The sequence below is a fragment of the Nocardioides sp. HDW12B genome (genome assembly GCF_011299595.1).
GTDB lineage: Bacteria > Actinomycetota > Actinomycetes > Propionibacteriales > Nocardioidaceae > Marmoricola_A.
In genome coordinates this window covers 1,523,400-1,537,921 of the sequence record NZ_CP049867.1, presented here as the reverse complement: position 1 = coordinate 1,537,921, position 14,522 = coordinate 1,523,400, and the positions used below count along the sequence as shown (strand labels likewise).

The window sequence follows — 14,522 nt, the reverse complement described above, 5'->3', positions numbered from 1 at the left end:
ATGTCAGGGAAGTGACGAATGGGTAGACCGGGACTGAAGACTGATGCGATTCCGTGACGGTCCCGAGCAGGACATCCCGCCCACGCGGCTCAGGTGCCGCGGTAGCGGTGCTCGGGGCGCCCCGAGCCGCCGTAGTTCAGGCGCACCGAGGCGACTCCGGTGGCCACGAAGTGCTCGAGGTAGCGGCGTGCCGTGACGCGCGAGAGGCCGAGCCGCTCGGCGCAGTCGGCGGCGGACTGCTCCCCCGCCTCGCGCAGCGCCCCGAGCACGAGGTCCGCGGTCTGCTGGCTGAGGCCCTTCGGCAGCGACGCGCGCCCGCGTCCGGCGGGGCCTGCCGCCCCGGCCTCGAAGGCCCGGTCGATGGCGGCCTGGTCGACCTCCGCGGTGTCGAGGGTGGCCAGCGCCTGGCGGACCCGCTCCAGCCGACGGGCGAGCTCGTCGGCGGTGAAGGGCTTGACGAGGTACTGCATCGCGCCGCCGTGCAGCGCGGCCCGGACCACCTCGACGTCCCGCTCGGCGGTCACCATGACGACACCGGCGACGTTGCCGCGCGAGCGGAGGGTGGCGAGCACCTCGAGCCCGCTCAGGTCGGGCAGGTGCACGTCGAGCAGGATCAGGTCCGGACGCAGCCCGGCCGCCAGGTCGAGGGCCTCGCCGCCGGAGTGGGCCTGGCCGACGGTGCGGAAGCCGGGGGTGCGGTCCACGAAGCCGGCATGGATGCGGGCCACCATGAAGTCGTCGTCGACGACCAGGACACCCAGGTCGTCGCTCATGCCGGCTCCCGCTCGAGCGGCAGCGCGACCCGGAAGACGGTCTCCGCGCCGTCGCGGTCCACGGCCACCGTGCCGCCGCGCTGGGTGCAGATCAGTCGGACCAGCGCGAGGCCGATGCCACGCCCTCCGGGAGCGTCGCCCTTGGTCGAGAACCCGCGCACGAAGATGCTGTCGCGCGCGCCGGCCGGCACGCCCGGTCCGTTGTCGCGCACCTCGACGACCAGTCCCTCGAGCGGGTCGTGGGTCAGCAGCAGGCGCACGGTCGGGCGGGCCGCGTCACGGCAGGCGTCGACGGCGTTGTCGACCAGGTTGCCCACCAGCGTCACGAGGTCGGCCGAGACGTCGGCGGGCAGGCCCGGCAGGCGGGCGTCGTCGAGCAGGGTGAGGGTGACACCGGCCTCGTCCGCGACGCTGGTCTTGGCCACCACCAGCGCGGCGACGGCGGGGTCGGCCAGTCGCTCGGTGACGTGGCGGACCAGCTCCTCACGACGCCGGGCCATGTCGCCGACCATCGCGACCACCTCGTCGTACTCCTGGAGCTGGACGAGCCCGGAGATGGTGTGGAGCTGGTTGGCGAACTCGTGGGTCTGCGCGCGCAGCGTGTCGGTCAGGGAGAGGTTGGAGCTCAGCTGGTTCTGCATCGACACCAGCTCGGTCCGGTCGCGCATGGTGGTGACCGTACCGATCCCCTCGCCCCGGCTGGAGGCAGCGCGCTGGTTGAACACCAGCACGCGGGTGCCGACCACGAGCACGGCGTCCTGCGACTCCTGGGGCGCCAGCAGCAGCGCCTCCACCTCCGCGGGCAGGCCCGCCTCGGAGACCGGACGCCCCACCGCGTCGGCCCCCAGCCCGAGCAGGTCGCGCGCCGAGTCGTTGACCATCGTCACCCGGCCGTCCGTGCCGACCGCGATCACGCCCTCCCGGATGCTCGAGATGAGCGCCTCGCGGTGGTCGGCGAGGGTCGCGATCTCTCCGGGCCGCAGCCCCCGGGTGCGCCGCCGGACCGAGCGCGACACCAGCAGCGAGCCGCCGACCCCGAGCAGCGCCCCCAGCCCGAGGTAGAGCAGCAGGTCCGGCGCGGCCAGCGTCAACCGCTCCCAGACCGACGGGTACGACGCCTCGGCCATCGCCACCCCGACCAGGTCGCCCCGGTCGTCGAGGATCGGGGCGTGGGCGGCGAGCAGGTGGTCGCCGTCGTCGTCGACCTCCCCGCTCCAGCCGCGGCCCTCCAGCACCCGGCTGTCGCCGAGGGCGGCCTCGCGGCCGTTGCGGGTGGGGTCGGTGGAGGCCACCACCACGCCGTCGGGCGAGGCGATGGCGACCGTCTCGGCGGCGGAGAACGCCAGCACCTCGCTCACCAGCGGAGCCACCGCGGTGCTCGCGTCCGGCTGCCCGACCTGCACACGTGCCACCGGCTGGCTGGCGAGGTACTCCGCGACCGAGCGGAGCAGGCTGCCGCGCTCCTCCTCGAACGACCGGGTCGACTGCTGCACCGAGATCACCGCCACCAGGGCGAGCACCGCGCCGAGCACCGCGAGCTGCACGAGCAGCAGCTGGCCGGCCAGCGACAGCCGACCGACGCGCTCAGGCGGCCGTGACCACAATGAACTCAACCTCTCTTGCGACCTCAACGGTGACCACCCTCACACGTCGACCGCATGATCGTCCTGCGCCCGTCGATCGTGACCGCAGTCACAGCCCGGCCGGCGCCGGACCAGGAGGAGCACACGTGACCAGGACACCCCGGACCAGACGGCCCGGCCGGCACCGACGGCCCGGCCGGCCCCGACGGCAGAGTCTGCGCCGAGTCGCCGCCGCGCTGCTCGTCGTCGGCCTCACCGCCGGCGTCAGCTCGTGCGGCGTCACCCGCGGCGGGGACGAGCCCGGCAACCGTCGGCTGCGCATGATGATCCCCAACAGCCCCGGCGGCGGCTACGACCAGACCGGCCGCGCGGCGGTGCACGTGCTGGAGGACGAGGACCTCACGGGTCGCTTCGAGGTCTCGAACATCATCGGTGCCTCGGGCAGCGTCGCCATGCAGCGGCTGCTCAACGAGGACGGCGCCGACGACCTCATGATGACCATGGGGCTCGGCGTGGTCGGGGCGGTCTACACGAACAAGTCGGCCGCCCGCGTCACCGACGCGACCCCGCTGGCCCGCCTCATCGAGGAGCAGGAGGGCCTGCTGGTCCCCGCTGGCTCCCCCTTCGAGACCGTCGACGACCTGGTCAAGGCCTGGCGGGCCGACCCGAGCTCGGTCGTGGTCGGCGGCGGCTCGACCGCCGGCGGGCCCGACCACCTCTTCCCGATGCAGCTGGCCGACACGATCGGCGTCGAGCCCGGTGACGTCCGCTACATCTCCTACGACGGTGGCGGTCCGCTCACCGCGGCGCTGCTGGGCTCGAAGATCGACGTCGGGACCACCGGTCCCAGCGAGGTCGAGGGCCAGCTGGCCGACGGGTCGCTGCGGATGCTCGCCACCTCAGGGGACGAGCGCCTCCCCGGCAGCGACGTACCGACGCTGAGCGAGGCCGGGGTCGACCTGGTCTTCACCAACTGGCGCGGCGTCTTCGCCCCGCCCGGGATCAGCGACGCGACCCGCGCGGAGCTGACCGGCCTGCTGGAGGAGATGCACGACTCCCCCGAGTGGGAGGAGCAGCTCGAGGCCAACAACTGGATCGACGCCTTCGCCACCGGCGAGGACTTCGAGGTCTTCCTCGACGAGCAGGAGACCCGCGTGGAAGACACCCTGAAGGAGCTGGGACTCGTATGAGCACCTCCACCACCCCCACCCCGCCGCCGGTCCCGGCCGCGTCCACCTCCGCGTCCACCCCCGCGCGCACCGACAAGGCGCAGTACGCCGTCGCGGGCGGCCTCGTGGTCGGCGGCGGCTACGTGCTGTACGACGCGAGCACCCTCGCCCCGGCGTTCTCCGACCAGCCGGTGCAGCCCGACGCACTGCCGTTCCTCGTCGGTGCCGCGCTGGTCCTGCTCGGGGTCCTGCTCGCCGTGGCCACCCGGCGCGGCGACCTGCCGAGCGCCGAGGAGGGCGAGGACGTCGACCTGACGCTTCCCTCGGACTGGGCCACCGTCGCCAAGCTCGTCGGCGTCTTCGTGCTCAACATCGTGCTCATCGACTGGCTCGGCTGGGCGATCACGGGCGCGCTGCTGTTCGCCGGCGCCGCGTGGGTCGTGGGCAGCCGCCGCATCGGCCTCAACCTCGTCATCGGCGCCGTCCTCTCGGTCGGCACCTGGTACGGCTTCTACGTCGGCCTCGGGGTCCCGATCCCCGCCGGCATCCTGGACGGAGTGCTCTGATGGACAGCCTCACCATGCTCATGGAGGGGTTCGGCAACGCGCTGACCCCGACCAACCTGCTCTTCGCCGTGCTCGGCGTCATGCTCGGCACCGCCGTGGGCGTGCTGCCCGGCATCGGGCCCGCCATGACGGTCGCGCTGCTGCTGCCGGTCACCTACAACGTCTCCCCCAGCGCCGCGCTCATCATGTTCGCCGGCATCTACTACGGCGGCATGTACGGCGGGTCGACCACCTCGATCCTGCTGAACACCCCCGGGGAGTCCTCGTCGGTGGTGACCGCGCTCGAGGGCAACAAGATGGCCAAGACCGGCCGGGCCGCCCAGGCGCTCGCCACCGCCGCCATCGGCTCGTTCGTCGCCGGCACCATCGGCACCGCGCTGCTGGTGTTCTTCGCCCCGCCGCTGGCCAAGCTGGTCGTGCAGCTCGGCGCCCCGTCGTACTTCGCGCTGATCCTGCTGGCCCTGATCGCGGTCACCGCGGTGCTGGGCAACTCGCGGCTGCGCGGCTTCATTGCCCTCTTCGTCGGCCTGGCCATCGGGCTGGTCGGCACCACCACCGGGCAGGCCCGGTTGACCTTCGACCAGCCCCTGCTGGCCGACGGCATCGACATCGTCGTGGTGGCCGTGGCGATCTTCGCCCTCGGCGAGGCGCTCTGGGTCGCGGCCCACCTGCGCCGCAAGCCGCTCGAGATCATCCCCGTCGGCCGTCCGTGGATGAGCAAGGCAGACCTCGGCCGCTCGTGGAAGCCGTGGCTGCGCGGCACCGCGCTGGGCTTCCCCTTCGGCGCCATCCCGGCCGGCGGGGCGGAGATGCCCACGCTGCTCAGCTACATCAGCGAGAAGAAGCTGACCAAGCACCCCGAGGAGTTCGGCCGCGGCGCCATCGAGGGCGTGGCCGGGCCGGAGGCGGCCAACAACGCCTCCGCCGCCGGCACCATGGTCCCGCTGCTGGCCATCGGCCTGCCGACCACCGCGACCGCGGCGGTCATCCTGGCCGCCATGCAGAGCTACGGCCTGCAGCCCGGCCCGGCGCTGTTCGACAACGAGCCGCTGCTCGTGTGGACCCTGCTCGCCGGGCTCTTCATCGCCAACACCCTGCTGGTGCTCATCAACCTGCCGATGGCGCCGCTGTGGGCCAAGCTGCTGCGCACCCCGCGGCCCTACCTCTACGCGGGCATCCTGTTCTTCGCCTCGCTCGGCGCCTACAGCGTCAACTTCCAGGCCTTCGACCTGCTCCTGCTGCTGATCTTCGGCGTGCTCGGGCTGGGGATGCGCCGGTTCGGCATCCCGGTGCTGCCGCTGATCATCGGCGTCATCCTCGGCCCCCAGATGGAGTACCAGCTGGCCCAGGCCCTGGCCATCGACCCCAGCATCTCGACGCTGTGGAGCGAGCCGGTCGCGGTGATCGTGTACGCCGTGGTCGCGCTGGGCCTGGTGCTGCTCGGCCTGCGCTCCCTGCGTGGCCGGCCGGACCCGCTGGTCGACGTCGTGCCCCACCCCGACGGCTCGCACGAGTCGCTCGGCACCCACCCCGACCACGAGAAGGTGACCCGATGACCGTCGTCGTGGCCTACAGCAACGACGTCTACGGCGCCGCCGCCCTCGACTACGGGGTCGGGCTGGCTGCCGAGGGCGGTGACCGACTCGTCGTCGTCAACGCGACCCGCGGCGACAAGCTCGTCGACGACCGGTACGCCGGCAGCGCGGCCTCCGAGGACGTGCGGGCCCGTCTGGAGGCGCTGCCGTTCGAGGCCGAGCTGCGGCAGTCGATCTCCCCCGACGTCGCCGACGAGGTGCTGGCGGTGGCGCAGGAGGTGCAGCCGCGGATGCTCGTGGTGGGCGTGCGCCACCGCACCCCGCTCGGCAAGCTGATCATGGGCAGCGTCGCCCAGCGCCTGATCCTCGAGGCCCACTGCCCGGTGGTGGCGGTCAAGCCCACCCGCTGAGCCAGCCGCTGACCGGGCGCGACCTAGGGTCGACGCCATGAGGACCCTCCTGGGACTGGTGACGGTGGCGCTGCTCGCCGCCGGGTGCTCCGGCCCCGCGGACCGGCGCTCCGCGCCCACGGGCGCGGAGCCCCCGGCCACCCCCTCCTCGTCGACGCCGCCCGGCCCCGAACCAGAGCGCGTGCGAAGCAGCGGCGCTCCCGAGAAGAAACGGGGAGCCGACCCGGGACCGGCGGGGTTCACCGCACGCGTCTCGCCCATCACGCCCGCGCTGCGGGAGCGGATGTCGGCGAGCCACCGACCGGGCTGCCCGGTGCCCCTGGACCGACTGCGGCACCTGACCCTGTCCTACGTCGGCTTCGACGGTCGCTCCCGCACCGGCGAGCTCGTGGTCGCCGCGCGCCACGCCGACGACGTCGTGAGCGTCTTCGAGCGCCTGTACGACGCGCGCTTCCCGATCCAGCGCATGCGCCTGGTGGACGCCTACGGCGCCGACGACGCACGCTCGATGGCGGCCAACAACACCTCGGCCTACAACTGCCGGCGCGTGGCCGGGACCGACCGGTGGTCCGAGCACGCCTACGGCGGCGCCATCGACCTCAACCCGGTGCAGAACCCCTACGTCCAGGGCGCCGCGTTCGTCCCCGCCGAGGGAGCGGCGTACGTCGACGTGCCGCGGGGGCGCGGGGCGCGCGCCGAGCCCGGCGTCGTGGTGGCCGGCGACGTGGTGGACCGGGCGTTCGCGAGCGTCGGCTGGGAGTGGGGGGGTCGCTGGCGCAGCTCGAAGGACTACCAGCACTTCTCCGCCTCCGGCGGCTGACGTCCCTCAGCCCTGCGGGGAGCCGGCGAGGTCGGTGCAGGAGCGCAGACGCTCCCAGGCACGGCGGTCCTGCGCGGCGGCCGGGCCGGAGACCGGTCGGGGCAAGGAGCCGTCGACGTCGACCGCCGCCGGCGTCCAGGCGTCCCCCACGACCTCTCCGTCGCGGATCGTCACCTGGAGGACCCCGGTGTCCTCACGACGATAGTTGTGGTACCACAAGAAATTGCCGAGGCCGTAGTTCACGTAGCTGTCCCCGCGCCAGCCCGACCCCTGGAGCACGTGGGCGTGCGTGCCGACCACCACGTCGGCGCCGGCCGCGACCAGGGCCCGCGCGGTCGTGCGCTGCTTCGGGTCCGGGCAGCGGGCGTACTCGTCCCCCCAGTGCAGGTAGACGACCACGACGTCCGCGCGTGCGGCCTCGCGCTCGACCGCGTCGAGCAGGTCACGCGGACGCGGGTGCCGCGCGGCCGCGATCCCCGGGGAGCCGGGCGCGGCCGACCAGGCGTCCATCGTGTACTCACGGCGGGACGATGCGGCCAGGAACGCGAGGTCGGTGCTGCCGACCCTCACCCGGTGGGCCGCGAACGCCTCGCGACGGTCGGCGCCCACACCCACCAGCGCCACCGGCGGGTCCGACCGCTTGGCGGCGAGGGTGTCGCGCAGCCCGACCGCGCCGTAGTCCACGGCGTGGTTGTTGGCCAGGGAGGCGACGTCCACGCCGGCCCCGGCGAGCACGTCGAGGGCGCGGCGGTCGGTGCGGAAGTGGTACTTCTTCGGCTCCGGCGTCCCGCGCCGCGTCACCGCGGACTCGAGGTTGACCATGGTGACGTCGGCCGACCTCAGTGCCGGTGCGATCGCCCGCAGCGCCGTGGCCGGGCGACCCAGCAACCGGCGGTGCTGCAGCTCGAAGTGCACGTCGCCGGCGAACGCGAGCCTCACCGTCCCCCGGGGCGGGCCGTCGCTGCCTCGGGCACGCCCGTCGTCTCCCGCGTCCTCCGGGTCGAGGCGCGCGACGCGCTCGGGGAGACCGCCGGGTCGGGGCCCCGAGTCGCAGGCCGCGAGCGAGAGGACCAGGACGGCCACCGCCCCTGCCAGCACACCCAGCACCCGTCCCGGTGGCCGATGCAGGCCGGCAGACCGTCGCTGCGGGGGACGTCCGTCCGGTCGCACGGTGACCTCCCTGACCTGCGGTCGTCGGGGGTGGGGCCCTGGCTGTCGACGGTAGCCCCGGCCGACAACCCGGCCGACGACTCGGCTGACAACCCAGCCGCTGGAGCCGACGTAACGCGACCGTCGTCACATCGTTGAACCTTCCACGTGACCGATCTCGACGGAGGGTGAGAGACGTGCGAGGAACGACCAGGACCGCCCGAGGCCTGCTGGCCACGGCCGCGGCCGCCGCCGGCCTGACCGCGCTGCCGCTGACCGGGGGCGCGCTGCCGGCCGCCTCGGCGGCGGCCACGCGGGTGACCGACGGCTGCATCAGCAGCGTGCCGGACCCGGGCACCAGCGAACGCGTCGACATCTGCTACACGCTCTTCCAGCCTGCCCAGGCCACGGCGGACCGCAAGGTCCCCCTGATCATGCACAGCCACGGCTGGGGCGGCTCACGCAACCAGGACCCCGCCGACTTCCAGCGGTTCCTCGACGCCGGCTACGGCGTGCTGTCCTACGACCAGCGCGGATTCGGCCAGAGCGGCGGCCAGGCGTACGTCGAGAACCCCCGCGTCGAGGGGCACGACGTCCGCGGCCTCATCCGTCTGGTCGCGCAGCAGCGGTGGGTGAAGAAGGACGCCCCCGGCGACCCGCGCCTCGGCGCCATCGGCGGCAGCTACGGCGGCGGCTACCAGTTCCTCGGCGCGTTCGAGAGCCTGCGGCTCAAGGGCACGCCGGTGTTCGACGCACTGGCCCCCGAGATCACGTGGAACGACCTCAACCGCAGCCTCGCCCCGGAGGGCGTCGTACGCAGTGAGTGGGCGCTGGCCCTCAGCGGCGCAGCCGTGCCCAGCAACTCGCTGCCGCCGCAGATCTACCAGGCGCTCATCGAGGGCGCCGCCACCGGCGAGTGGCCCGACGGCAGCGTGCCCGGTGGGCAGAACCTGGTCGAGTTCTTCAAGCGCAACGGACCCCAGTGGCACGTCGACCACGGCCGCCGCCTCGACATCCCGGTCCTCATGGGACAGGGCGCCACGGACTCGCTGTTCAACCTCCAGGAGGGTCTGACCAACTGGCGCACCGCGCTCACCGACCGGGCCCGCCGCAGCTCGATCTTCGTGGGCTACAACGGCGGCCACGTGCTGCCGTCGGCCTTCCCCGCCGGCGTCGAGGTCAGCGGCGACCCCTGCAGCACCAAGCTCGCCGGGGGCAGCTTCGAGCAGCTCTCCCTGCGCTTCTTCGACGAGAAGCTGCGCGGGCGCGACACGGGGCTGCGCGGCTACGGCCGCTTCCACCTGGCGACCGCCGGCAACACCTGCACCACGGTGAGCTCGGTGACGCCGGACACCACCAAGGCGCTCGGGACGATCACGACCCCGACCGTGGCGAGCCCGGCGCAGGCGACCGAGATCGCGACCGGGCCCTACCGCGTCGCGGGCTCGTCGCACCTCACCGCCGACGTGACGACGCTGACGCCGAACAGCCGGGCCTTCTTCGGCCTCGCCATCGGCACCTCACCGGCCGACGCCAAGCTGGTGCAGAAGAACGTGATGCCGCTCAACGAGGAGACCCCGGTCACCGGCGAGCGCCGTCGCATCGAGCTGCCGGCGGTCGCGGTCAACGTCCCGAAGGGCCAGAACCTCTACCTGCTGACCTCGGCCCTGAGCGACTCCTTCGTCGGCTTCGGCAGCCGTACGGCGGGTGTCGTCACGCTCGACGACACCCAGGTGCACCTGCCCACCGTCGGCTGATCCGTCGGCGTCTCACCAGGCGTAGGCCTCGGGGGCGGGCCCGCCGGGTCCGGGGAAGATCTCGTCGACCCGCGCGAGCTCGTCCTTCTTCAGCCGGATCTCGGTGGCCCGGATCGACCCGTCGAGCTGCTCCAGGGTCCGTGGCCCGATGATCGGTCCGGTGACGCCCTCCTGGTGCAGCAGCCAGGCCAGCCCGACGTGGGCCGGGAGCTCGCCGATCTCGTCGCAGAAGTCCTCGTAGGCCCGCAGCGCCTTGCGGTGCGTCTTGAGGGCGTCCTTGGCACGTCCGGTGAGGCGGCGCTGGCCCTTCTCGGTCTTGCGGATGATGCCGCCGAGGAGCCCGCCGTTGAGCGGCGACCAGGGGATGACGCCGAGCCCGTAGCCCTGGCAGGCCGGGAGCACCTCGAGCTCGACCTCGCGCTTGAGCAGGTTGTAGATCGACTGCTCGCTCACCAGCCCGGTCTGGCCGCGGCGCCGTGCCGTCTCCATGCTCTGGGCGATGTGCCAGCCCGCGTGGTTGGAGGAGCCGAAGTAGAGCACCTTGCCCTGCTGGCGCAGCACCTCGAAGGCCTCCCAGATCTCGTCCCACGGCGTGCTCCGGTCGACGTGGTGCATCTGGTAGAGGTCGATGTAGTCGGTCTGCAGCCGCTTCAGCGAGGCGTCGCACGCGAGCCGGATGTTGCGCGCTGACAAGAACGTGTCGTTCGGCCACTGGCTCATCGAGCCGTAGAGCTTGGTCGCGATCACCGTCTTCTCGCGCCGCTCCCCTCCGCGGGCGAACCAGCGACCGATGATCTGCTCGGTCACGCCCTCGCCGGGGACCCAGCCGTAGACGTTGGCGGTGTCGAAGAAGTTGATGCCGAGCTCGAGTGCCCGGTCCATGATCTCGTGGCTGTCCTCCTCGGAGGTCTCCGGACCGAAGTTCATCGTGCCCAGGCAGAGTCGGCTGACGGAGAGGCCGCTGCGGCCGAGATGGGTGTAGTCCATGGGGCCATCCTGCTCCCCGTGTCCAGCCCGCCCGACGGATCGTGACGGACCCCGTCAGACGCCGCTGTCGTTGGGGTCGCGCCAGCTCCGCTCGAACGGCAGCCGCCACGCCCGCGGAGCGATCAGCTGGTGGATGGCATTGGGGCCCCAGGTGCCCTCGCCGTACGCCCGGACGGGGGGCGGGTCGGTGAGCAGCGGCTCGGAGAGCTCCCAGAGCCGCTCGATGCCGTCGGCGGTCGTGAACAGCGTGTGGTCGCCGCGCATCGCGTCGTGGATGAGCCGCTCGTAGGCCTCGAGCACCTGGTCGGAGTTCTTGTTCTCGTGCATGGCGAACTGCATCGACAGCTTGTCGAGCTTCATGCCCGGGCCCGGACGCTTGCCGTAGAACGACAGCGACATCCGGGACTGGTCGGCCAGGTCGAAGGTCAGGTGGTCCGGGCCCTGCAGACCCACCCCTGAGCCCTGGGGGAACATGTGGCGCGGCGGCTCCTTGAAGGCGATGGAGATGATGCGGGCGCCCTCGGCCAGCTTCTTGCCGGTGCGCAGGTAGAACGGCACCCCGGCCCAGCGCCAGTTGTCGATCTCCACCTGCAGCGCGATGAAGGTGTCGACGTCGGACTCGTCGTCGACGCCGTCGAGCTCGCGGTAGCCGACGTACTGCCCGCGCACGGCCTGCGACGGGTCGATCGTCTTCATCGAGCGGAAGACCTTGACCTTCTCCTCCCCGATCGGCCCGGGCGCCAGTGCGGTGGGCGGCTCCATCGCCATGAACGCCAGCACCTGGAACAGGTGGGTGACGACCATGTCCTTGTAGGCGCCGGTGGACTCGTAGAACTCCGCGCGGGTCTCGAGCCCCAGCGTCTCCGGCACGTCGATCTGCACGTGGTCGATGAAGTTGCGGTTCCAGATCGGCTCGAAGAGACCGTTGGCGAAGCGGAAGGCGAGGATGTTCTGCGCCGCCTCCTTGCCCAGGAAGTGGTCGATGCGGAAGATCTGCTCCTCGGCGAAGACCTCGTGCAGCTCGGCGTTGAGCGACCGCGCGCTCTCCAGGTCGGTGCCGAACGGCTTCTCCATGACGATGCGCGAGCGCTCGGCCAGCCCGGCCTCCTCGAGCATGTGCACCACGGCGAGCGCCGCCTTGGGCGGCACGCTCAGGTAGTGCAGCCGCTGCACCTCCCCCTCACCCGCGAGCTCCTTCTCGCACCGGGCGACGGCGTCGGCGAGCCCCTGGGCGCCCTTCTGCTGCGGGACGAAGGAGAGCATCGAGGCGAACTCGTCCCAGCGCCCGTCGGCTCCGTCACCGCGGCTCTGCTCGCACGCCTCGCGCGCGATGGCGACGAACTTCTCGTCGTCGATCTCGTCGAGGCTGCTGCCGATGATGCGCGTGTCGTCGAGCAGCCCGGCCTGGAAGAGGTGCAGCAGGCCCGGGAGCAGCTTGCGGCGCGACAGGTCGCCGGTCGCGCCGAACAGGACCACGACGTGGGGACGGGACGAGGCGGACTTCTCCGGGCGCGACATGGCGCCACTGTAGGCAGGAGTCGTTGCCGCCGTGTGACGAAGCCACCCGGCTCGGTGGTCGGGTCAGGCCGGCGGGGTGGGGCGTCGCATCTCGTGGTCACGCAGTCCCTGGTCGACGATGCCGTCGTACGGCGTGCCCTGCGCACGTGCCAGCGCGAGGTCGAGGTACTGCCGGGTCACCTGCGCGGCGTACGCCACGCCCGTCCAGCCCGGGGCGTCCCGGCTCCGCAGCACCGTGCGCTCGTGGTCGAGGTGGCGCACCCGCTCGACGGCGGCGAGCCACCAGTCACGCGACGCCGCACCCTCGGCACCCCCGGCACCCCCGGCCCCCACGAAGGCCAGGCGCTGGTCGGTGACCACCACGTCGCCGCTCCCGCCCTCCAGGGCGGCGTCGTCGCCACCGCTCTCGGCCAGCTCGATGAGCCGGGCGGACGTGGACCACAGGGCCACCTCGCCCGGCAGCAGGGTGAAGCCGACGGGCAGCACGAGGTCGTCGGGCACGTCGCCCCGTGCGACGTGGACGAGCCGGGTCAGGGCCTGGTGCTGGGTCACCCAGGCCGCCTCGGCCCGCTCGTACGCCGCGCGGTCCTCCTGGGCCGAGAGCCTCGGCCCGAGCGCACGCCGCTCCTCGCGCCGCTCCTGCCGCCGTCGCCAGAGGCGACGCGCCACCAGGAACAGGGCGAGCAGCAGCACCAGCAGGACGAGCCCGGCCAGGGCCAGCGTGCGGGGGGTGATCGGGTCGGAGGCGACCGTGACCTCGGTCTGCTGCTCGGCGGTCCGGTCGAAGATGTCGGCGGTCGAGACCTCGACGGTGTAGGTGCCCTCGTCGACGTCGCGGTCGACGACCTCCGGGGTGGCCGAGGCGATGAACGTGCCCAGCGTGACCACGCGGCCCGCGGTGTCGAGCACGCGCCAGTCGACCTCGCTGCCCTCCTCGGCCGTCACCTCGAAGGCCAGGCGGCCCTCCTCGGCGACCCCGTCGACGAGCGCGAGCTCCAGCTCGGGCAGCGTGGTGTCGACGGCGAACCCGTCGATCGCGGTGCTGCCCTCGCGGCCCTGCGCGTCCTCGACGCGCACGACCGCGCCCTCGTAGTCGCCGTCGGGCAGCTGCAGGCGCACCTCGGCGGTCCCGTCGTCGGCCACCCGGAAGCGCTCCGGCTCGACCTCGGTGGCCGCGTCGGTGTCCTCGGCCGTGTCGTCGGCCGTGTCGTCGGCCGTGTCGTCGGCCGTGTCGTCGGCCGTGTCGTCGGCCGTGTCGTCGGCGGTGGCGGTGACCTCGACCTGACCGGTGGCACCCGGCGTGGCACGGATCTCGACGACCTGGCTGAGGTCGGTCGGCTCGCTGGTCAGCCGGGCCCTCACGAAGAGGTCGCCGACGGCGACGACGAGCACCTGACGGTCCTCGGTCGTGTTGCCGGTCTCGTCGGCGAGGTCGATCTCGACCGGGTAGCGGCCGTCGGCGAGGTCGAGGCTCTCCTCGATCACCTCCCGGCCGGTGTCGGCCGTGGTGCCGGACGCCACGACCTCGTCGTCGACGGTCACCGCGTAGGTGGTGGCCGGCTCCGTCACGAGCAGCACGCTGCTCAACGGGTCCTTCGCGGTGCCCGAGGTGACCTCGAAGCGTCGTACGACGGGCGGGTCGGCGTCGATCTCGATGGTGACCGTCGCCGGCTGGCTCTCGTTGCCCTCCCGGTCGGTGGCGGTGACCTCGTAGGTCCGCTCCCCCGACTCGGCGGTCCACCGCAGCTCCTGCGCCTGGGCGTTGGCGCGACGCTGCGCGACCGGCTGGTCGCTCTCGGCGTCCTCACCGACCTCGACGACCTCGACGAGCGAGCGGTCCTCAGCGGCGAAGGCCAGCGTGATCTCGCCGCCCGGCTCGACCTCCGGCTCCCCCAGGTCCGGGGGCGGCGGGGGCACGGTGTCGGGCGGCGGCTCGGGAGGCTCGGTCGGGCTGGGCTCCTCGGTGGGGGTCGCGGTCGGTGCCGGGCGGTTCGCGGGCTCGTTGGCCGGCGCCGCGACGGCCGCGGGGAGGGCGAGGGCCGCCGCACCGGTCGCGGACACGAGCGCGACCACGACCGTGCGCACCAGCGTCGCCGTGCCCATCCCACCTCCTGCACCTGGTGTCCGTCTGACACGAAATCTACCCAGGGTCGGCCCCCGCCGCCGCTCGCCGCGCAGACGACGGCGCCCGCGGCACGAACCCGGGCGCGGGACGGAACGTCACCGGGACCGGCCAGGACCGGCACCAGGGGCGG

At 72.9% G+C, this 14,522-nt stretch carries 12 protein-coding genes; 6 read left to right on the top strand and 6 right to left on the bottom strand.

The genetic code is table 11. The annotated features are described in order from the left end of the window. Positions 1-89 precede the first annotated feature (89 nt). Both G7072_RS07275 and G7072_RS07270 read right to left on the bottom strand, forming a co-directional pair. Positions 90-773 carry a response regulator gene (locus G7072_RS07275; protein WP_166084957.1) on the bottom strand — a complete coding sequence of 228 codons (684 nt, stop codon included), beginning with the start codon at positions 771-773 and terminating at the stop codon, positions 90-92. Beyond that, positions 770-2,377, bottom strand: coding sequence for an ATP-binding protein (locus G7072_RS07270; protein WP_206063314.1), 1,608 nt, complete (start codon positions 2,375-2,377; stop codon positions 770-772). Before G7072_RS07270 ends, G7072_RS07275 begins: the two co-directional genes overlap by 4 nt. 125 nt (positions 2,378-2,502) lie before the next feature. Here G7072_RS07270 and G7072_RS07265 point away from each other — a divergent pair, with 125 nt between their 5' ends. From G7072_RS07265 to G7072_RS07245, 5 genes are read left to right on the top strand one after another with little or no spacing between them, the layout of a single operon-like run. Further along, entirely contained in the window at positions 2,503-3,546 is a 1,044-nt protein-coding gene (locus tag G7072_RS07265) for a tripartite tricarboxylate transporter substrate-binding protein (protein ID WP_240917189.1), read from the top strand. Beyond that, positions 3,543-4,091: a tripartite tricarboxylate transporter TctB family protein gene (locus G7072_RS07260; RefSeq protein ID WP_166084952.1), complete on the top strand. Its 549-nt coding sequence runs from the start codon at positions 3,543-3,545 to the stop codon at positions 4,089-4,091. Before G7072_RS07265 ends, G7072_RS07260 begins: the two co-directional genes overlap by 4 nt. Beyond that, complete coding sequence (locus tag G7072_RS07255) at positions 4,091-5,647, top strand: tripartite tricarboxylate transporter permease (protein ID WP_166084950.1); 1,557 nt, start codon at positions 4,091-4,093, stop codon at positions 5,645-5,647. Before G7072_RS07260 ends, G7072_RS07255 begins: the two co-directional genes overlap by 1 nt. Next, positions 5,644-6,036: a universal stress protein gene (locus G7072_RS07250; RefSeq protein WP_166084948.1), complete on the top strand. Its 393-nt coding sequence runs from the start codon at positions 5,644-5,646 to the stop codon at positions 6,034-6,036. Before G7072_RS07255 ends, G7072_RS07250 begins: the two co-directional genes overlap by 4 nt. Before the next feature lie 37 nt (positions 6,037-6,073). Further along, positions 6,074-6,856 (top strand): M15 family metallopeptidase, encoded by a 783-nt coding sequence (locus G7072_RS07245; protein WP_166084946.1) that lies wholly within the window; start codon positions 6,074-6,076, stop codon positions 6,854-6,856. Positions 6,857-6,862: 6 nt separating this feature from the next. Here G7072_RS07245 and G7072_RS07240 read toward each other — a convergent pair whose 3' ends face one another. Further along, positions 6,863-7,939, bottom strand: coding sequence for a CapA family protein (locus tag G7072_RS07240; protein WP_166084945.1), 1,077 nt, complete (start codon positions 7,937-7,939; stop codon positions 6,863-6,865). Positions 7,940-8,202: 263 nt separating this feature from the next. Between G7072_RS07240 and G7072_RS07235 the strand changes: the two genes are divergently transcribed. Continuing rightward, positions 8,203-9,762 (top strand): alpha/beta fold hydrolase, encoded by a 1,560-nt coding sequence (locus G7072_RS07235; RefSeq protein ID WP_206063313.1) that lies wholly within the window; start codon positions 8,203-8,205, stop codon positions 9,760-9,762. A 12-nt stretch (positions 9,763-9,774) separates the two neighbouring features. Here G7072_RS07235 and G7072_RS07230 read toward each other — a convergent pair whose 3' ends face one another. From G7072_RS07230 to G7072_RS07220, 3 genes are all read right to left on the bottom strand, one after another. Continuing rightward, positions 9,775-10,749, bottom strand: a complete 975-nt coding sequence (locus G7072_RS07230; RefSeq protein ID WP_166084943.1) for an aldo/keto reductase — start codon at positions 10,747-10,749, stop codon at positions 9,775-9,777. A gap of 54 nt (positions 10,750-10,803) precedes the next feature. Next, entirely contained in the window at positions 10,804-12,267 is a 1,464-nt protein-coding gene (gene zwf / locus G7072_RS07225) for a glucose-6-phosphate dehydrogenase (protein WP_166084941.1), read from the bottom strand. Positions 12,268-12,330: 63 nt separating this feature from the next. Then, positions 12,331-14,370 (bottom strand): hypothetical protein, encoded by a 2,040-nt coding sequence (locus G7072_RS07220; RefSeq protein ID WP_166084938.1) that lies wholly within the window; start codon positions 14,368-14,370, stop codon positions 12,331-12,333. Between the last annotated feature and the right edge of the window lie 152 nt (positions 14,371-14,522).

What these genes read in the sequence shown, in the direction of transcription:
- G7072_RS07275 (WP_166084957.1), bottom strand. Translation starts at nt 773, where the DNA reads ATGAGCGACGACCTGGGTGTCCTGGTCGTCGACGACGACTTCATGGTG.
- G7072_RS07260 (WP_166084952.1), top strand. Translation starts at nt 3,543, where the DNA reads ATGAGCACCTCCACCACCCCCACCCCGCCGCCGGTCCCGGCCGCGTCC.
- G7072_RS07255 (WP_166084950.1), top strand. Translation starts at nt 4,091, where the DNA reads ATGGACAGCCTCACCATGCTCATGGAGGGGTTCGGCAACGCGCTGACC.
- G7072_RS07250 (WP_166084948.1), top strand. Translation starts at nt 5,644, where the DNA reads ATGACCGTCGTCGTGGCCTACAGCAACGACGTCTACGGCGCCGCCGCC.
- G7072_RS07245 (WP_166084946.1), top strand. Translation starts at nt 6,074, where the DNA reads ATGAGGACCCTCCTGGGACTGGTGACGGTGGCGCTGCTCGCCGCCGGG.
- G7072_RS07230 (WP_166084943.1), bottom strand. Translation starts at nt 10,749, where the DNA reads ATGGACTACACCCATCTCGGCCGCAGCGGCCTCTCCGTCAGCCGACTC.
- zwf (WP_166084941.1), bottom strand. Translation starts at nt 12,267, where the DNA reads ATGTCGCGCCCGGAGAAGTCCGCCTCGTCCCGTCCCCACGTCGTGGTC.
- G7072_RS07220 (WP_166084938.1), bottom strand. Translation starts at nt 14,370, where the DNA reads ATGGGCACGGCGACGCTGGTGCGCACGGTCGTGGTCGCGCTCGTGTCC.